The sequence below is a fragment of the Chryseobacterium sp. MMO-72 genome (assembly GCF_037146035.1).
Classification (GTDB): Bacteria; Bacteroidota; Bacteroidia; order Flavobacteriales; family Weeksellaceae; genus Chryseobacterium; species Chryseobacterium indicum.
Genome location: NZ_JBBCWG010000024.1, coordinates 13,959 through 31,519, shown reverse-complemented (window position 1 = coordinate 31,519; position 17,561 = coordinate 13,959). Strand labels below are relative to the sequence as shown.

Annotated in this window: 20 protein-coding genes; 6 read left to right on the top strand and 14 right to left on the bottom strand. The window is 35.6% G+C overall.

Going from position 1 to position 17,561, the window contains the following annotated elements; genetic code table 11:
• Window positions 1–5: 5 nt before the first annotated feature.
• Both WFH39_RS20695 and WFH39_RS20690 read left to right on the top strand, forming a co-directional pair.
• Window positions 6–656 carry a hypothetical protein gene (locus tag WFH39_RS20695; RefSeq protein ID WP_336691297.1) on the top strand — a complete coding sequence of 217 codons (651 nt, stop codon included), beginning with the start codon at window positions 6–8 and terminating at the stop codon, window positions 654–656.
• Complete coding sequence (locus WFH39_RS20690; RefSeq protein ID WP_336691296.1) at window positions 653–2,056, top strand: MFS transporter; 1,404 nt, start codon at window positions 653–655, stop codon at window positions 2,054–2,056. The genes WFH39_RS20695 and WFH39_RS20690 overlap by 4 nt, the downstream gene beginning before the upstream one ends.
• A gap of 273 nt (window positions 2,057–2,329) precedes the next feature.
• On the opposite strand, the gene WFH39_RS20685 is transcribed toward WFH39_RS20690, so the two are convergent.
• From WFH39_RS20685 to WFH39_RS20660, 6 genes are all read right to left on the bottom strand, one after another.
• On the bottom strand, window positions 2,330–3,007 hold the full coding sequence (locus tag WFH39_RS20685; RefSeq protein ID WP_336691295.1) for a DUF2490 domain-containing protein: 678 nt from the start codon (window positions 3,005–3,007) through the stop codon (window positions 2,330–2,332).
• A 226-nt stretch (window positions 3,008–3,233) separates the two neighbouring features.
• Window positions 3,234–3,683, bottom strand: a complete 450-nt coding sequence (locus WFH39_RS20680) for a VOC family protein (RefSeq protein ID WP_336691294.1) — start codon at window positions 3,681–3,683, stop codon at window positions 3,234–3,236.
• Between the two features lie 360 nt (window positions 3,684–4,043).
• Window positions 4,044–4,415: a VOC family protein gene (locus WFH39_RS20675; RefSeq protein ID WP_214590208.1), complete on the bottom strand. Its 372-nt coding sequence runs from the start codon at window positions 4,413–4,415 to the stop codon at window positions 4,044–4,046.
• Complete coding sequence (locus WFH39_RS20670; protein WP_336691293.1) at window positions 4,412–4,816, bottom strand: hypothetical protein; 405 nt, start codon at window positions 4,814–4,816, stop codon at window positions 4,412–4,414. The genes WFH39_RS20675 and WFH39_RS20670 overlap by 4 nt, the downstream gene beginning before the upstream one ends.
• A gap of 5 nt (window positions 4,817–4,821) precedes the next feature.
• Window positions 4,822–5,292, bottom strand: coding sequence for a hypothetical protein (locus WFH39_RS20665; RefSeq protein WP_336691292.1), 471 nt, complete (start codon window positions 5,290–5,292; stop codon window positions 4,822–4,824).
• A 16-nt stretch (window positions 5,293–5,308) separates the two neighbouring features.
• A complete protein-coding gene (locus tag WFH39_RS20660; protein WP_336691291.1) occupies window positions 5,309–5,764 on the bottom strand; it encodes a DUF1569 domain-containing protein in 456 nt (151 codons plus the stop codon).
• Window positions 5,765–5,998: 234 nt separating this feature from the next.
• Between WFH39_RS20660 and WFH39_RS20655 the strand changes: the two genes are divergently transcribed.
• The gene (locus WFH39_RS20655) at window positions 5,999–6,370 is read left to right on the top strand and encodes a hypothetical protein (protein ID WP_336691290.1); all 372 of its coding nucleotides are present in this window, start codon (window positions 5,999–6,001) and stop codon (window positions 6,368–6,370) included.
• Window positions 6,337–6,567 (top strand): hypothetical protein, encoded by a 231-nt coding sequence (locus WFH39_RS20650; RefSeq protein WP_336691289.1) that lies wholly within the window; start codon window positions 6,337–6,339, stop codon window positions 6,565–6,567. Before WFH39_RS20655 ends, WFH39_RS20650 begins: the two co-directional genes overlap by 34 nt.
• Window positions 6,568–6,617: 50 nt before the next feature.
• Here WFH39_RS20650 and eco read toward each other — a convergent pair whose 3' ends face one another.
• The 8 genes from eco to WFH39_RS20610 all read right to left on the bottom strand — a co-directional run bounded on the left by eco (window position 6,618) and on the right by WFH39_RS20610 (window position 14,597).
• A complete protein-coding gene (eco, locus tag WFH39_RS20645) occupies window positions 6,618–7,103 on the bottom strand; it encodes a serine protease inhibitor ecotin (RefSeq protein WP_235130257.1) in 486 nt (161 codons plus the stop codon).
• 283 nt (window positions 7,104–7,386) lie between these two features.
• Window positions 7,387–8,871 (bottom strand): tetratricopeptide repeat protein, encoded by a 1,485-nt coding sequence (locus WFH39_RS20640; RefSeq protein ID WP_336691288.1) that lies wholly within the window; start codon window positions 8,869–8,871, stop codon window positions 7,387–7,389.
• Window positions 8,872–8,956: 85 nt separating this feature from the next.
• Window positions 8,957–9,283 (bottom strand): helix-turn-helix domain-containing protein, encoded by a 327-nt coding sequence (locus WFH39_RS20635; protein ID WP_235130259.1) that lies wholly within the window; start codon window positions 9,281–9,283, stop codon window positions 8,957–8,959.
• Entirely contained in the window at window positions 9,255–9,497 is a 243-nt protein-coding gene (locus WFH39_RS20630) for a hypothetical protein (RefSeq protein ID WP_336691287.1), read from the bottom strand. The genes WFH39_RS20635 and WFH39_RS20630 overlap by 29 nt, the downstream gene beginning before the upstream one ends.
• 3 nt (window positions 9,498–9,500) lie before the next feature.
• Window positions 9,501–9,938, bottom strand: coding sequence for a transposase (locus WFH39_RS20625; RefSeq protein ID WP_336691286.1), 438 nt, complete (start codon window positions 9,936–9,938; stop codon window positions 9,501–9,503).
• A gap of 112 nt (window positions 9,939–10,050) precedes the next feature.
• Entirely contained in the window at window positions 10,051–10,569 is a 519-nt protein-coding gene (locus tag WFH39_RS20620; RefSeq protein ID WP_336691285.1) for a hypothetical protein, read from the bottom strand.
• A gap of 24 nt (window positions 10,570–10,593) precedes the next feature.
• The gene (locus WFH39_RS20615; protein ID WP_336691284.1) at window positions 10,594–12,969 is read right to left on the bottom strand and encodes a right-handed parallel beta-helix repeat-containing protein; all 2,376 of its coding nucleotides are present in this window, start codon (window positions 12,967–12,969) and stop codon (window positions 10,594–10,596) included.
• Window positions 12,970–13,004: 35 nt separating this feature from the next.
• Complete coding sequence (locus tag WFH39_RS20610) at window positions 13,005–14,597, bottom strand: hypothetical protein (RefSeq protein WP_336691283.1); 1,593 nt, start codon at window positions 14,595–14,597, stop codon at window positions 13,005–13,007.
• A 663-nt stretch (window positions 14,598–15,260) separates the two neighbouring features.
• On the opposite strand from WFH39_RS20610, the gene WFH39_RS20605 reads away from it, so the two are divergent.
• Entirely contained in the window at window positions 15,261–15,710 is a 450-nt protein-coding gene (locus tag WFH39_RS20605; RefSeq protein ID WP_336691282.1) for a PA2169 family four-helix-bundle protein, read from the top strand.
• Between the two features lie 75 nt (window positions 15,711–15,785).
• Window positions 15,786–17,489 carry an FAD/NAD(P)-binding protein gene (locus WFH39_RS20600; RefSeq protein ID WP_336691281.1) on the top strand — a complete coding sequence of 568 codons (1,704 nt, stop codon included), beginning with the start codon at window positions 15,786–15,788 and terminating at the stop codon, window positions 17,487–17,489.
• The last annotated feature ends 72 nt before the right edge of the window (window positions 17,490–17,561 follow it).

The window sequence follows — 17,561 nt, the reverse complement described above, 5'->3', positions numbered from 1 at the left end:
AAAAAATGGTCGGCGATATTATAGAATTAAAAGAGAAACATCTGGCAACAGCCAAAAAAATAACAGCAATATTAGAAAAGCGCTTTTCGTTGAATGGAAAACAGAAATTAGCTATCGGAATTGCGGGAGAAAGCGGAAGCGGTAAATCGGTAACGGCTTTTGCCATACAGAAAATTCTGGAGCAGGAGAATGTAAAAAGTCTGGTGTTGCAGATGGATGATTATTTTAAGCTTCCTCCGAAAACCAACCACGAAAATCGTCTGAAATCTATTGAAAATGTGGGAATTCAGGAAGTGGATCTTGAAAAACTGTCCCAAAATATAAAAGATTTTAAAGCAGATATTCATGAGATCGAAAAACCGCTGGTTTACTATAATGAGAATCTGATCAGTAAAGAAAAAGTAAAAACTTCAGAATACGAAGTCATTATTGTAGAAGGAACGTACATTCTGGAGATTGAAGAATTTGATTTTAAAATTTTTATAGACAGAAACTACAAAGACACTCACGAAAACCGCATGAAACGTAATCGTGACGAACAAAGTGATTTTGTAGAAAAAGTTTTGGAAATTGAGCATCAGATTATCCGCAGTTTCAAAAATAATGCAGATCTTATTCTCGGAAAAAACTATGAACTTGTAAACACAGATTTATGAACGCAAAAAGAATCATTCCGCGCCTGAGTTTCTGGCAGATCTGGAATATGAACGTCGGATTTTTCGGCATTCAGTACAGTTTCGGACTTCAGCAGACAGCGGTTAACCCCATCTATTCTTTTTTAGGAGCCCACGCAGAACAGCTTCCGATTCTTAATCTTGCCGGTCCTATTACAGGGCTGCTTATCCAGCCTTTGATCGGAGCCATCAGTGATAAGACCTGGAGTCCGAGATGGGGGCGAAGAAAACCATTCTTTTTGTTGGGTGCAATATTCTGCAGTATTGCCTTGTTTTTATTCCCTTTCAGCTCATCGATTTGGATGGCGGCAGGACTTTTATGGATTCTGGATGCGGCAAATAATACGGCAATGGAACCTTACCGCGCTTTTATCGGAGACAAACTTCCCGAAGATCAGCAGACTTTTGGTTTCCAGATGCAGAGTCTTTTCGTTGGCGCTGGGATTACGCTTGCGAATCTTTCCTTATTTGTTTTTCAAAAATATTTAGGCGGAAATTCTGCAAACGGAGGAATTCCGGTGTGGGTTTATTATTCCTTCTTTCTGGGTTCATTCTGTTCCATTGCTTCTGTGGCGTGGTCCGTTTATAAGACACCTGAAATTCCTCCAACAGATGATGAAATTGAAGAATTAAGAATAGCAAAGGAGAAAAGTACATTTTTCACACCTTTTACAGAAATCATTGTGGCAATAAGAGAAATGCCGAAAGTACTTTGGCAGCTGGCACTGGTTTATCTCTTCCAGTGGTATGCGCTTTTTGTCTATTGGCAATTTATTACACCCATGCTGAAATCTTCGCTGTACGGAATTTCTGAAGCTGATGAAACCAAAGCAAATGCAATAGTAGAAAGTGCCAAAAAAGGAGTCTCTATTGTATCTTCCGACTTAAGCTGGGCACAAGGAATACTTCATCAGGTTGAGGTTGCTGTAGGACAAACGGGATTAATGAATGGTTCTTACAATATTGTTACCATGCTTTCCGCTTTGCTTCTGGTTCCTTTTGCTAAAAAATTTGGTTCTAAAAACACATATATATTTTGTTTGTTCCTTACAGGTTTAGGCATTATGACCTTACCTTTTATTAAAAACGAATATTTCATTTTGCTTCCTATGGTAGCATTGGGAATTGGATGGGCTTCAATGATGGGGTTACCGTATTCCATGGTTTCTCCATCTATTCCTCACAGCAAAAGGGGAGTTTACATGGGAGTTATCAATATGATGATTGTTATTCCGATGCTTATCCAGACTTTATCCTTTGGTTTTGTATTTAACAACTTTTTAGGAAACAATCCCTGTTCTGCAATTATTTTAGCCGGAGTGCTGTTTGTTGTAGCGGGAAGTTGTGTATTCTTAATAAAACAGGATGTGGCAAAAAATTAAAATTAATGTAAAATAGATCTTCATATAATTTGGTTAGGAAGCGCGCTGCAAAATTTTTGCAGCCGCTTTTTATTTGAATATAATACCTTTTATAATATTGAGAAATTTATATGAAAGAAATAGGAGAGAGCCTAAGAATTAAGAAAAAGAAATAGGATATAATAAAATCGGTGTCAAACAACTCTGGTTTATAGGATTAAACTACTCAGGAAAGGCTCGGATAGTTTAGTTTAAATTTTTAAAATAAGCCGTATTTAATCTCATAATTCATTTTTAGTTCTTAGTAAACGGAATATTGTTATAAAATCCGATCTGGATCTGTCCTCGGTTTCTGTTTTCCTGAATCTGATTCATGTATCCCGCTTCAATTCTCATATTTTTATTAATGACATATCCCAAAGCTCCGTAAACTCTGTTTCTGTCGAAAACCGGACTGTCGAAATGAAGAAAAATTTCATTATAAGCCGATGCGTAGAATGTTTTGGGAAGCATTTCCTTATTATTGATCGGAATATTAAATCCTAAAAAATAACGGAACCTCATCCTGAAATCCTCTTCCAGAAATCGTTCTTCCAGACGATAACGATGCTGAATATTAAAACGTCCAAATTTCTGCTTTGTAATATACTGCTGAAAAATCCTGTGCTCTATATTTTCTGTTTTCTCTCCTTTCACGTAAGGCTGACTTAGAATAAAACCGTAACCCAACAAAACATTGTTATTGTTTTCTGAGAGATCGTAGCCAATTCCGGTACGGATTAACAGTTGCTCCAAGTCTCCTATTCCGTCGAAATTCCTGTACTGGATTTCGTTGTGAAAGTTCAGTTTTTTGCTGATTTTGTTATTCCCGAAATACATATACCAAGCTCCCAAATCACTTTTCTGAGCCTGTGAAATAGCTGCACCCAACGTAAAAATTCCTAAAACAGCTTTTTTTAAAATATTCCTCATGTATTTTTATTACTATTATCTATCGTTTTTAACAAATTTAATATTTTAAATCAATAATAGCAAACTGCATATTGTAAGCCGCTTATATTTTATTTGACCACAAAAAGCTTTTATTTAAGATGGAATAAGCGTCAATAGTTTATAATGAGCTTGTAAAAGTTGTACTGCTTACGAACAGGATATAAAAAAACTGACAGAATTTGTCAGTTTTAAAATACATAAAATATTAAGGATGCTGCTCCATTTTTGCAGGATCGTCATAATTTACCATCCAGTTGATCCCGAATTGATCGGCAAACATTCCGAAGTAAGCTCCCCAAAATGTATCGGACATCGGCATTGTCACATTTCCGCCTTCAGAAAGTCCAGCGAATAATTTGTCCGCTTCTTCTCTGGATTCTGCGTTAATGGAAATTGAAAAGTTGTTTCCCATCACCAGATGAGCGGCCTGATCGCAGCCTGCATCACTTCCCATTAAAATAGTTTCTTTCGAAATCGGCAGCGAAACGTGCATGATTTTGTCTCTGTCTTCTTCTTTCGTTTCCTGACCTTTCATCGGAGGCATTTCCCCGAATGTTCCGATGTAAGGATATTCTCCGCCGAAAACAGATTTGTAAAAATCGAAGGCTTCTCTGCAATTTCCGTTAAAAGTTAAGTAAACATTTACTGTTGCCATAGATGTGTCTTTTTTATAGTTTAGTTTTAATTTTTAACTTGTCTAAGCTTTTTTACCACAAAAGATTTTGACACTTTAGTTTTTTAAGTTTAATAGTTAAATGGAAAAAAGAGCACGTAAGTTAAAAATCAAAGATTTTTTCTCTTTGCAGACTTTTGAAATACTTTAAATTCGATAAAGTCTTTTGTCTCTTTTGCGGTTAATTTTAAAATGTGTTTAAACAAACTTTTAAATAATGATTCCGTCTGAACTTTTTATCACATAAGAGTTTAAATTGATTTTTAAACCTGATAAAAAGAACACTTTAGTTATTAAAAACCTTTGATTCTGCTCTTTTGTGATATTAAAAAGAACGAAACCTTATCTGTGCTGATCGATCAGGATCATATTTCCGTCGGGATCTTTCAGGTAAATATGTTCAGGACCGGAAGTATTTTCATCGGCTTCCTTCTGTAATTCCAGACCCTGTTCTTTCAATTTTTTCTGAATTTCCCGAACATCGTCGAAAGATTCAAGATTCTGTGCATTCTGATCCCAACCCGGATTGAAAGTAAGCATATTCCCATCGAACATTGCCTGAAAAAGACCAATGATATGATCTCCGTTTTTCATGATAAGATAGTTGTGATCGAGATTTCCAGCCATCTGGCTGAATCCTAATTTTTCGTAAAAATCCTTAGACTTCTGAAGATCTTTTACGCTGAGACTGATTGAAAAAGCACCTAAATTCATACTTGTTTATTGTTTAATGCCAATTTATATCCTGCCAAAACTAATCCCCATACTGCAATTCCCAAAACCCAGAACCAGAAAGGAGTCGGAAGCATCACCATATTGTAAATGGTAAAAAAAGTAAAAATAACTCCACAGATGATTGCTGATGTCGGTTTTCCGTTGTTGGCAACTTTAGTGGAAATAAATCCCGCGAGCAAGGCTCCCAAAGCGTAACCGAGAATCACGATAAATTTCCCCATGAACGGTAAATTTTCCACATACGCTTTGAATCCTTCAATATCATCCGGTCTTAAACCTGAAGGAAACGGATACAGCGCATGACCTAGTCTTTCCATCAGCCAGACTCCGATTGATCCGGCGATCATTCCTGCGATTACCGCTAAAATTCTTCTTAACATAGTGATTACTGATTGTTCATTCTTGTTTTGAGATCAAGCGTTCCGTCATAGCTTTTCCAGTCGCCGATCAGTTCGATGTACTGGGATTCCACTTTTTCAGTGTCTTTATTCCATTTAAAAGTATAAATGAATTTTCCATTTAAAATGCCGGAATGCTTTCCTTTGTTTTCTTCTGCCAGTTCGTATTCTCCGAAAACGGTTCCTCTTTTTTTAGCATCCTTATATTTGGTAATAATGAATTTGCCTTCGAATTTAGCATAGGTTTTATCAACGAGAGTATATCCCGAAACAAAATATTCCTGATCATTTTTCTTGTTCTGCTCGGAAATATTGATTTTCAGTTTGATTTCCTGATTTTTATTTCCGATGGTTCCTGTATACGCTTTGCTGTTATTCAGCCAGACATTGGAAATATCGGGCATCTGTGCAAAGATAAAATTGGAAAGAAGTACAAAAAGTAATAAAAGTTTTTTCATATTGTTTTTAGTTTTTTTAAACTCCGAATTGAGCGAGATGATGATTCAGATGTTTTGCAAACATATTGTTCCATTCCTGTGCTTTCAGTTTTCCGAAAGAAAAAGATTCTTTCCCGTCAAAAGCAGAAGTTCCCAATTGCTGTGTTTTCTGGATAAAGCCAATCAGTCTTTTTTTCTCTTCTTCAAAGTTTTTATGATCCGAAATAATAAACTGAGGCGCAGTGGGTCCGTTCTGCGGATATGCTTTTTCACCGACAACTTTAGATTTTACAAAAGATTTAAGGATGAATTTTGCAATAGCTTCCGGCTTTTTATGCTTTTCCGGTTCGTAAACCATTTCGTAAGACACGTTACAATGCGCCAACATCTGGTCTACAGACATTTTCCCCCACAAACCTTTGGTTTCCGGCGTAAGATTATTAATCCTATCAATGTAATTTTGAGCATCTTTTGCATCAAAAACGTTTTCCATAGTTTAATTTAATTGTTAAAAAACAAATATATCAGTTTTTTTTCATCCTTTTTTTATCATTTAATAAAAAGAATGCAATCCATTATAAATCATGTTATTAATGGAATAAAATTTAATCTTAGGATAAGGAGTTGTGATCAGAGTTTTCTTTCTAATTTAAAAATTAGGAGTGATATTCAGAATTGGTGATAATAAATGTTTAGAGAAACCGTTAACCAGAGTAAAACTATAATTTTGAAAAATTCTGTTGCTTTTTTATTGCTTTTCATTTGTTCTTTTTACAATGCACAGGAAATGGAATTATGCAAATGTGATCTTTTAAAAAAATCCGAAGACAGCATCAGCGCTTTTAATACAAAACATGAGTTTAAGGCGATTTCCAAAAAAGAAGCATTGAAGCCCAAGTATGATTACATTTCAGTTCAATATTTAAAAAAATATTCAAAATCGCAGGATATTGTCGATTCTTTGGAGCTTAAAATCAATAATGAGATAAGCAAAATCGTTCCTGATACAGCTTATGTTTCTTATAAAATTCGGGACTCTATTGAAAGACTTGAATATTCAGAAGAATGGATACATACGGAGAGAAAACCATATTTCTGACTTCTAAGGAGTATTCTAATTATTTAAAATATAATTATGGTATTAATTATTGTAATTACAGTAAAATTTTCAAATGTGATGATCAAAAAGATACTTATATTTTAACTTTTGACGGCTTAATAATTGGTGAAACCTATATTTTTATCAAAATTCCTGAAGGCTGGATTGTGAGAATCGGACATAGATGGCAAGCCTAAACAAAAATTCCCCGCAAATAGCAGGGAATTCATATTTAAATTAAGTTAATTTATCTCTGAACAGCTTTCTTCATCGCATCGGGACGAAGAATTCTGTATCGTACTTCCATATCTTTAGGAACGTAGAAAACCAATGGTAGCTTGCTGTTGTATCTTACGGTTTCCGGCTGAATATACACAAACTGTTTTGTCATTTTTTTATCCGGACAAGCCATTAGCGTTCCGGCAGTTTCTCCTTTCGATTCTACTTCATAATAATTGTACCCCCATCCCTGAAGATCCTGTGTATTCACTTTCCCGATTAAAAAATGTCTGTTACAGTCAAGCATTTTTTCTGCTCCTACAAAAAATTCTACTTTAAGGTCATTTTCATTCTTAGCAATCGGAAGCTGTACATACACCTGCTTAAAACCTTCTTTTGCTTTTGGGAACATTTCAATCTGCAATTTTTCAAACTTTTCTGTTTTCTTTTGCGCGAATGCATTTACTGCTGCAAACATCATTAATCCCGAAATAAGTGTTTTTGAAAATTTCATAAATTTTGTATTTATTTTTTATACATTCTTTAAGGACAAAAACTGTTCCAATTTAAACAATTGTTTAAATTAATTTACAGATGATATTGAAAAAAATTAGTTTTATTTTCTGAGAAACCAATCCGGAAACGGTTAGTGTTCTGATTATACTTACAGTGTTCTTTTAAATAACAGATGATGCTACACCTATTGTATTAAATTTAAAGTTGTTTAAACTCATTTCAGAATTAACTCAAACATAAAAACCTTACCTATTATTGTTCTTGCATAGTTTTATGGTTATTTATACAGTCGGAGAACCTTCTGAATCCTGATGATCGTTTTCTAAAAAGGAAAGAATATCTGAGTTCGGAGGCAGATTATATTTTTTTCTGAATCTGTTTTTTCTTATTTCGACAGTACTTACATTTACATGAGTATAAGTTGCAATATCTTTATTGGAAAAATTTAATTTAAGAAAAGCACACAGTTTAAAATCATTTTTATTGATTTCAGGAAAAGTCTTTTCAATGGTATTGCTGAATTCCGGATAAGCGTCTTTAAACCTTACTAAAAATGAAGGATCATTGTTTTGAGCCAGCTCCAGCACTTCTTTGGAAATATCATTAATTCTGTCCTGAAGTTGAGAGATCTGTTCCTCCTTTTCTGTAATATACTGGCTGGTTTCTTCTTTTTGTTTTCTTTCGGTATGATACTTTTTAAATATCCTTCCTGCAAAAAACAATATCACAACAAAGGCTGAGAAAAACAGGATTAATATGTAGTAAAACTGATTTTTTTTCTTTCTGTTGTTATCTTCCAGTAAGTATTCGTAAGTTCCGTTGATGTCTCCTTTCTCTTTTTTGCTCAACGCATACGCAAGATCTTTCGCTTTTTTCGTATAATACAACGAAGTTTTACTTTCACCGAGATTTTCGTAAATTGAAGATAAATCTTCATAGATGTATTGCTGCTGATAATCCTGCTTAAGATTTAAAAATAAAGGCAACGCTTTATTGTAATAATACAGGGCACTATCATTTTTGTTCACATTTTTAAATGCTTCTGCAATTCCCATTAAACCAAACGCAATATCATTGGGATTTTTTGCCTTAAGAGAGAGCGAATAGGCTTTTCTTGAATAATATAGTGCCGAGTCCGGTTTGCCCACCGCTGAATAAGAACTGCCCAGATTATACGCCTGTGTAGCGGTAACCGTAATTCTTCTGTATACATTTTTAATTTTTTCGCAGGAAAGAAAGCTTTTAAGATCGTATTTTAAAATAATTTCCGGCCCGGAACCCCTCATTTCTTCAATTTCTGCGTGTCTTTTATAAAAATCTCCCATGGCATAATAAAAGTCGTCTCCCTTCAGATTTTTCGATAAAGATTCTGCTGTTTTTAAAGAGCTGTCTGCTTCTTTGAAGAACCCTAAATATGCATACGCTGATGCTTTGGTTCCCCATGCAAATACCTGAAAAAGATAATTGTTTTCCTCCGATGCAATCTTTTCAAGCTGATTGGCATATTCAATGGCTTTTTTATTGTTTCCTGTGTATATATTAATGTTCACCACACTGTACAAAGCCCGCATTTTACCATAACCGTAACCCATTTCATCCGATAGTCTGTAGGCTTCAGATGCATCTTTTACTGCCTTTTTTATGTTAGATTTGCTGTATGTTGCCGAAATAATACTGTCGATCTGCTTTTTTGAATATGCCTGAGTCTTTATTTGGGAAAATACTAATTGAGATAATAAAATTAACAACCATTTAAAGTTTTGCATTATTTTTTTAATAAAAATAAGAAAATTTAGATATTTTTTTAATTAATCATTAGAATAACTTGTTGAGAAATTGATGGGTATCATCTCATGACTGATTAATAAATATTTTTTTCCATTTGGTAATGGTATTTCTGCTCATTTTAAAATGACTGGCAAGCTGGGTATTGTTGAGGTTATTGATCTTTTGATATTGCAGAATTTCGAATATTGTTTTTCGGTCATAAGAACGATGCTTATGATTAAAGTCTTCATTGCTGTTCCCAAATATAAGGTCATTCAGCTTCATAATGTCTACAAAAGACAGATACTTTTTGGAAAGTATCTGTACACATTTTTCTTTTTTTTCGGGATATTTTTCTGACAACAGATCATTGTAAATTCTTTTATAATTTGGTTTTTTTAATTCTTTCATACCAATAATAATATCTTTCTACTGTAAAACTTACCTTTTCATTTTCAAAATACACATACAGAACTTTCTTCATTATTTTTTTTCTTTCCACATAAATCCACAGGTCTTGTTCGGAATATTCGGAATCTTTTTCTCCAAGAATATGAATGATTTCCTGTTTGCTTTTTCCCTTCAGCTCTTGCCGGTTTGTATTTTCTACATTTTTATTTCTCATTGCTTATAGTGATGGAGGATCGTTTTTTTTAATGAGACTTTTCTCGTGTTTATAAATCCATTTATATAATGTAGTCTTAGGAATGTTATAGTGTTCTATAACTTCATTTTTAGACATTTTTCCTTTGTTGATTTTTTCCAGAATAAATTCAATAATTTCTTTGGTATAGATATTTTTCCGGAATTGCGGTAAGGAAGACTTTTTGGCGGTGACTTTATTATAATGTACGTTTCTCTGAGGAGCGTATAATATAAGATGCTGTGTATAAATTCTGAAAAAATCATATTCCAGTAATTTAGACCATTTCAGCAGATCCTCACAATAGAGATCTCTCCTTTCAAAATGTTCCTGTATTTCTTCTTCACTGCATTTAAAGAACTTCGCAATTCTCGCCATATCCAGATCACTTTCTTCCACTCTTTCTTTTAAAAGTGATCCCATGTGAATTTTTTTTAACTTCATAATAAGCTGATTTTTTTATTCCCGTTGTATGAATGAAAATGAAATACAGTAAATTTTTGTCCGGAGTATCATATCGTGTTTTTAGAATTCTTTATTTCCAGTAATTCCACTTCAGACCGTCAAATACCGCTAAAGATTTGCTTGCCGTATCATAACACATTGTTCCGACATGGGGTGACTTTACATTAATATGCGGATTGTTTATTTTAGGGAGAATCATTGCCTTATCCGATGATTCCAGTACCAAAACTCCTTTTGCATTGCTGAAAGGCGCACCTATCGTTATTCCTTGTCCCAGTTCTGGTCCGCTGTTTGAAGTTGCTCCGGCAGCATTTCCGGCATCAGAAAGGTTTTTCCACACACCATTTTCAAACATCTTCAATTTTAAATCACTTTTATCAAAAATAAAAGTCCCGTTATTATTGGATGTTAAACCCGTTGGAGCGCTGTTTACGGCAGGTAATATAATCGCTCGTGTATTGGAAGCAGAATCTTCAAAATCCAGTAAAGTACTGCTTCCGTTTACATTGGTTTTTGCAACAGCGATCTGCGCATGGGATATACTGAATATCCAAAAAAAGAAGAATAATATATATGCTTTATTTTTCATTATTTCCAATTTTAATTGTTGTTTTTAATTATTGCAACTTCTTACAATACAGTTCCATACAGTGCCGTTATATAACTTCACGCAATTGGCTGCGATATCATAAATAATCATTCCTTCCTTAGGATTAACGATGGCGTTTTCATTGGCTACTCTTGTAATAACAAAGCCTTTGTCTTTAGACTCCAATGCTATAAAACCGTTGGAAACCGCATCTGGAAAATCAGAAGATTTTGTAAGATATGTTGAGATCCCTATCAGTGAATATGAATAGTCCGGTGTCCCGATTGCCGCAGGCTGGGTACAATAGGAAGGACAAGTAATTATCTGTACCGGAACACTTACCGTAGGACTGTAACATCCTCCTGCAGCATCATAAAATGCAGCATAATACGTTCCGGAGACAGAAACTGCGTCAGGACTGGCTATTTTGTTGGAGTCCGTAGCCGGAGTCCCCGTATGCCACGTTACCGGAAGATTACCACTTTGTACCAATGCCGTAAGATTAACAGTAACAGCAGGACAAATGTTGGATATCACAGTACAGCCGTTAATACTTACAGTAACGGGAGCAGAAGTGGTACTGTAGCATCCGTTTGCCGCATCATAAAACGCTGCATAATAAATTCCTCCCTGATTTACGGCACCCGGTGTTGTCACTTTATTGGCATCCGTAGCTGTGGAACCGGTGTGCCAGGTTAAGGTAACGTCCGCATTCTGATTGCCCGCTGTAATTGTTGTTAAATTTACCACAGCTGCAGGACAGGTATTGCTTATACTATAAGTACTTAATGCCGGACTCGGATCGTCACTTGCCAGACATGGGATCGTTATCGTTGCGGGACAGTTAAAAGAAGGAGAAACGACACCGCCGTTGTTCGTATTACCGAAAGTGTTGCCTCCGCCATTTATGTAATTTGTATTTACCGGAGCTGTAGTTCTGGGAAAATATTCATGACTTAAATAACTATTAATACCGGATAACTGTAATTGATTATTAGCCAGCGTTAAAGTCCCGTGAGTTCCAAATTGGCTTCCACTGTATAACGCGATATCTGCCGCAGTATTTCCGTTGCCTGCCGGAAAACAAGCCGGTCCGGATGTTGTATTGCCTCCAACATTATTACCATAGAACAGGCATCCCGTAATGGTGCTTGCAGCACTTGTAGTACCTCCTGAGTTCACCATGAATATTGCGCCACCTAAACTGCCGTTTGTATAATTGCTGACAAACTTACTGTTGCTGATGCTGGTAAGACCGGAGTTTGGATAAGTATAAATAGCACCACCTCCCTGAATATTAGCATTGCTTACATCAAGAGTATACGGAGAACCGTTGTTGTAGAAAACACAATTATTTACCGTAAGAGTATTTCCCACTCCGCTGCTGCTGCCGTATGCACCTCCGCCATAAGCTTTATTTCCATAGAAATTACAATTGTTAAGGGTAACATAGCCGTTTGAATTTAATATGGCACCTCCAAAACCAACGTTGGTAACTGTATTATTACTAAATGTACATCCTGTAAAATTAGCTGTAGCAAAATAACTGCTATAGCCAATCTGTATGGCACCACCTCCCCATTGTGAGGTATTGCCGCAAAAACTGCTGTTGGTAGCCGTAAAATCTCCCATTGTGGTAATTCCGCCTCCACTGCCTACAGATGAAGTATTGGAACATCCAACCACAGAACTGTTATTAAACGAAATGGAAGTCGTATTGGTATTGGCATAAATTGCAGAAGCAAAACTCCCAGTACTCAGATTTTTCAGTAAACAGTTATTAAATACTGCTTTACTACCGGCTACAGTGGTAAGAAAATCGAAGGCAATAGCACACATGTCGTGTACATAAAGATCTGTAAAATTGATGGTTCCTCCGCCACCTGCCGAAAAGCCATTATTGCCCGTTACATAGACCCACGCACACGTTGTGGAACTTGCTGTTATATCCAGACCTTTTATTTCGGCAGATTCTGTACCCGCCATATTGGTTTGCCCGAATAACTGATAGGCTGTGCCTCCTGTAATCGTAATACGCGTCGTATTAATTACCGGATTATATCCCGAAAGATCATTACCTGTAGCCGTTGCAGGAAAACCTCCCTGTATAAGCACACCCGGACTTACCCTGATAACCGGTGCTGAAGATCCTCCCAAATAGGTGTAACCCGTATTTGCTTTTATATAGACTTTAGTGTTCGCCGGAATAGTACCTGAAGAAAGGCTTCCGAAATAAGAGCTAAATGACTTGGCATTATTCCAGTTGACACCGGTTCCGGCACCTCTGTTGGCGATGTCCAGAAAAACCTGTGCAGCTAAATTTTGTGAAAAAATAAAGAATATTAGGAATACAGAAAGTCCGGATATTCTTTTGTATATATTGAATAAATTACTTTTCATAACGTTGAAATTTGTAAATAATAAATCTTTGGATCTTAATTTAAGATGGGGGCAAAAGATCCTGCCACACAATAGGTAATCTTTGAAGGACAACTGAAAGTAGGTGCATTCAGCCCTCCGGAAATATTACTAAACACATTCCCCGTACCAAAAGTGTAGTTATTAGCTGTTGCCGTAAAAAATGCGTACGAGCGATAAGAGTTGGCAGCAGGCAGCTGCATCCTGCTGTTGACAATGCTGTATTTGCCGCTACCTGCAGAACCTGCATAAATACCGATGTCACAACCTGCGGTAACAGTAGAGGTTCCTAATTTATTATTTATAAAAGTTACATTACTAAGAGCAATATTGGTATCAATGCTTCCTCCGAAAATATTGCTCAGGAAAATAGCGCCTCCGTAACTTGTAGAAGGAACTGCATTACTGTCAAATACACAATTGCTGATATTGATGGTTTTCAGCAGTGATTGTCCTGTAAAAAGAATAGCTCCTCCGCCCTGATTTCCTCCTCCTGACGGTGAAGAACCGGTAGTAATGCTATTGTTGTAAAAATTACAGTTGGTAATAGAAGTCGTAAGATAACCTGCATCCAAAGACAATGCTCCGCCTCCTGAACAACAGCTCGTTTCCGAATTACTGTAAAAATTACAGCCACTCATGGTAAGAGTATTTATACCGCTTCCCGTAGGTCCCGGATTCAGACAAAAAGCTCCTCCCGTATAAGCTCCTGATGTATTGTTACTGAAAGTACAGTTGGTAACGGTCCAGTTACCCGCCGAAACTCCTGTGCCCGCTCCGTTTCCTAGAGCACCTCCCGAACCACTGGGTGTACTGTTACCACAAAATGAACTATTGGTAATAGTGGTTGTATCTGCAACACTTGCCACAGCACCGCCTCCGCCTTGTTGACCGGTGCTACTTTTATTATTGGTAAATGTACAACCATTAACAGTAAGTGTAGTTCCTGTTCCTCCCAAAATATCAATGGCTGCTCCGTCATTTGCTGCGCCATTATCGTGGAAATAGCAGTTGGTAAAAGTATAATTTCCGTCGTCCTGTGTCCAGAATGGCTGCCATCCCTGTCCATTGGTAAAATTTCCAAAATGGAAAAATTCACAATCCATTACTTGAAGGTCAATCGTAATGAGTGAACCCAAAGTCCCGTAATAAATTACATGAGAAAATCCTCCCGCAGTTAAATCTCCTTCTCCTTCAAAACGGATTCCTTTTATCAGCATACTGTTGACGGAACCTGTAGCATTCAGGAATTCGTAAGGCGTGGAGGTTCCGGCTCCCGAGAACTTAATATTGGTCTGATTCGCCAATGGATTGTAACCTGTAATGTCCGTTCCTGTAGCCGTTGCAGGAAAACCACCTATTAATCTGAATCCCGTTGCTGCAGATATTGCATTAACAGCGCTGTAATTGTACGTTCCGGCTTTCAAGTAGATCGTAGTATTGGCAGAAACGGTAGTAGCAGATAATGTTTGCAGAAAGGTAACTCCTTTTGGACTATTCCAGCTTGTTCCGGTATTCGAATTATTTCCTGTTGTGGAAACATAAATTTCAGCGGCTGAAATCTGATCAAAAGAAAGAATGAAAATCACTGATAAAAAAATTCCGTACATTTTTTTCAGAATTTTTTTGTGCTTAAAAAAAATTGGGTTCATCATTTTGTTTGTTATTTATCATCATTTTTATCTCGTTCATAAAACTTAAAAAGTAAGCAGAGAACATTTGAATGTAGTTCCTATACCAATTTGCTCATTAGTGAACAGATGAAGTATAAATCCATTAACTGTTGATAATTAAAATACATCAGAAATGGCTTTGTGAAAAATTTTGTGGAATGTGTTTTTTGATGAAGCAAAACTACTTCGTGATCCATTTGTAATCCAAATTTCGTTACCCTACATTTACTTAACAAATAAATAAAACACTGTTATTCAGATATTTAATTTAATAAGTTAAATAATCAATCTAGTTATTATAATGAAAATAAATTTTAATCTTTTCATTAAAAACTGAGTGATATTTAATTTTAAATTAGGCAAACCGTCAAAAAAAAACAGACCAGTGAATGTAAACTTGAATGATGGCGTTATAAAATTTACTTTATTTCTTGAAGATCAAAATCACAAAAGACCAAGATTATTAAATAGAAATTTGAGCTTACCTATAAGCTGTAAATTAATTGATTCTTTTTCAGCCTGAAACGTAAATAAAGAAATTTAATTCATAAAAGGCATATTTATTGTAAAGTATGAAGGACACCAAATAAAAAATTTAATATGAACAACGAAAAAAATGTAGCAGTATTAAACGATTTACTGAACATTACCAATGACAGAATTGAAGGATTTTCAAAAGTAGAAGACAAAGTATGGGATACCCATTCTGCATTGAGAAGTGACTACGACAATATGGTTTCTCAGTCTCAGATTATGAAAAATGATCTGATAAGACATATCAACGAACACGGAGGAGAAGCAGACAACACCACAAGTACAGCAGGAGCTTTCCACAGAGCATGGATAGATGTGAAAAATGCATTTTCAGCAGATAAAGATGAATCTACTTTAGAAAATGTTGTTTTCGGAGAAAAAGCAGCCATCGATGCTTATCAGGATGCTCTGGACAGTGGAGATCTTTCTCCTGAATGTTCCACACTGGTATCGGATCAGCTTCATCACCTGAAATCTTCCTATTCCAAATTTGAAAATCTTGAAGAAAGAAATTAGTACATACATTACCATCCAAAGAAGAGAGTTTTTTAGCTCTCTTTTTTGTGGTACATTTTAAAAATTAAATTACCCATGAATACCATCAACAGTATTGCCCTTATCGGTGGAGGACCGGCAGCTCTATTTGTCGTAAAACATCTGATTGCCGAAAAGGTTTATCCCAAAGAACTTTATATTTTCGAAAAAAATGAAACTTTAGGATCCGGTATGCCTTACAGCCATTACGGAGCTAATTTAGAACATGTCGCCAACGTATCAGCAAACGAACTTCCGGAACTTCCGCACTCTTTTACAGATTTTGTCCTGAGAAAAGATCTGAAAGACTATCCCGATTTTGCCGGCGGAGACAATGGAAATATCAATGAATATAAAGTAATCCCCAGGCTTCTTTTGGGAAATTATCTGGAAGACCAGTTTAATATTTTATTAAAAACCGCCAATAAACTCAATATTATAGTAAAAGTTTTCAAAAACACAAAAATTGTAGATATCGACAGGAAAAATGATGATTTTTTTAATGTGATTACAGAATTCGGTGAAATTCATAAAGTTTCTAAAGTCATTATCTGTACCGGACATCAATGGTCTTCTGAAAACGAAACCCGAACCAAAGGATGGTATGATTCTCCATATCCTCCGTCAAAATTTACTTTTGCATCTGATCATTCAGTTGCAATTCGCGGAACATCACTTACTGCAGTAGATGCAGTGAAAACTCTGGCAAGATTAAACGGAAAATACATCGAGGAAAATAATGATCTGAAATTTAAAATTAACGAAGAAAGTAAAAATTTTTCGATTACCTTATTTTCAAAAAGAGGATTTCTTCCGGCTTTAAGGTTTCATTCTGAAGGAAGTCCTTATTCTGAAGGCTGGATCATGTCTCATGACGAAATCTATGAATATAAACAGAAAAATAACGGTTTTGTGGATCTGGATTATGTATTCGATATTAATTTTAAGCAGCCACTAAGAAAAAAGAACGAAAAGTTTTACCAGGAAATTAAAGATCTCAGCATCGAAGAATTTGTTGAAAAAATGCTTGAACTGAGAGAAGAACTGGACAGTTTTCAACTTTTTAAAGCTGAATATGCAGAAGCCGAGAAATCAATAGAAAGACATCAAACTATCGCATGGAAAGAAACATTATCAGCTTTCAGCTACGCGATTAATTATCCTGCGAAACATTTTTCTGCTGAAGATATGATGAGATTAAGAAAAACTTTGCTTCCTCTTATTTCCGTTATCATTTCATCTCTTCCTCAGTCTTCATATAAAGAACTTATGGCACTTTATGATGCCGGAATTCTGAATCTGGTAAGTGTAGATGAAGACAGTTATATCGAATCTCATGACGAAGAAGGCATAATTTATCATTACACAGATGAGGCAGGAAACAAAAGATCAGATCATTACAGACTTTACATCGATGCTATTGGTCAACAGCCTGTCCAGTTCAACAATATTCCTTTTGAAGGTCTGAAAAAAGGAAGATTCATAAGTTCAGGGTATATTAAATTTAAAGATCCGGACAAAGGCAAAAATGAATTCGAACAGGATAACCGAAATATCGTACAAACTGAACCCGGCAATTATTATCTGCGCGTGGACGGACTGAATATTAATGATAATTTTCAGGCTATGGATTATTACGGAAGAGTTACAGAAGATTTGTACATCATGGCTGTACCATATATTGCAGGCTTAAATCCGGATTATTCCGGACTTGATTTCTGCGATACAGCAGGAAAAAGAATTGTAAAATCTTTATTGTAAATGTGAATTTATCATTTTATAATCTGAAATACACAGCTATATTTAAAATTTCCGTTTTCGACTCTTTAAGAA

Coding starts and splice junctions, on each gene's coding strand:
- WFH39_RS20640 (WP_336691288.1), bottom strand. CDS start 8,871: ATGCAAAACTTTAAATGGTTGTTAATTTTATTATCTCAATTAGTATTT.
- WFH39_RS20635 (WP_235130259.1), bottom strand. CDS start 9,283: ATGAAAGAATTAAAAAAACCAAATTATAAAAGAATTTACAATGATCTG.
- WFH39_RS20630 (WP_336691287.1), bottom strand. CDS start 9,497: ATGAGAAATAAAAATGTAGAAAATACAAACCGGCAAGAGCTGAAGGGA.
- WFH39_RS20610 (WP_336691283.1), bottom strand. CDS start 14,597: ATGTACGGAATTTTTTTATCAGTGATTTTCATTCTTTCTTTTGATCAG.
- WFH39_RS20600 (WP_336691281.1), top strand. CDS start 15,786: ATGAATACCATCAACAGTATTGCCCTTATCGGTGGAGGACCGGCAGCT.
- WFH39_RS20675 (WP_214590208.1), bottom strand. CDS start 4,415: ATGAATTTAGGTGCTTTTTCAATCAGTCTCAGCGTAAAAGATCTTCAG.
- WFH39_RS20620 (WP_336691285.1), bottom strand. CDS start 10,569: ATGAAAAATAAAGCATATATATTATTCTTCTTTTTTTGGATATTCAGT.
- WFH39_RS20695 (WP_336691297.1), top strand. CDS start 6: ATGGTCGGCGATATTATAGAATTAAAAGAGAAACATCTGGCAACAGCC.
- WFH39_RS20670 (WP_336691293.1), bottom strand. CDS start 4,816: ATGTTAAGAAGAATTTTAGCGGTAATCGCAGGAATGATCGCCGGATCA.
- WFH39_RS20660 (WP_336691291.1), bottom strand. CDS start 5,764: ATGGAAAACGTTTTTGATGCAAAAGATGCTCAAAATTACATTGATAGG.
- WFH39_RS20665 (WP_336691292.1), bottom strand. CDS start 5,292: ATGAAAAAACTTTTATTACTTTTTGTACTTCTTTCCAATTTTATCTTT.
- WFH39_RS20685 (WP_336691295.1), bottom strand. CDS start 3,007: ATGAGGAATATTTTAAAAAAAGCTGTTTTAGGAATTTTTACGTTGGGT.
- WFH39_RS20650 (WP_336691289.1), top strand. CDS start 6,337: ATGGATACATACGGAGAGAAAACCATATTTCTGACTTCTAAGGAGTAT.
- WFH39_RS20615 (WP_336691284.1), bottom strand. CDS start 12,969: ATGAAAAGTAATTTATTCAATATATACAAAAGAATATCCGGACTTTCT.
- WFH39_RS20605 (WP_336691282.1), top strand. CDS start 15,261: ATGAACAACGAAAAAAATGTAGCAGTATTAAACGATTTACTGAACATT.
- eco (WP_235130257.1), bottom strand. CDS start 7,103: ATGAAATTTTCAAAAACACTTATTTCGGGATTAATGATGTTTGCAGCA.
- WFH39_RS20680 (WP_336691294.1), bottom strand. CDS start 3,683: ATGGCAACAGTAAATGTTTACTTAACTTTTAACGGAAATTGCAGAGAA.
- WFH39_RS20690 (WP_336691296.1), top strand. CDS start 653: ATGAACGCAAAAAGAATCATTCCGCGCCTGAGTTTCTGGCAGATCTGG.
- WFH39_RS20625 (WP_336691286.1), bottom strand. CDS start 9,938: ATGGGATCACTTTTAAAAGAAAGAGTGGAAGAAAGTGATCTGGATATG.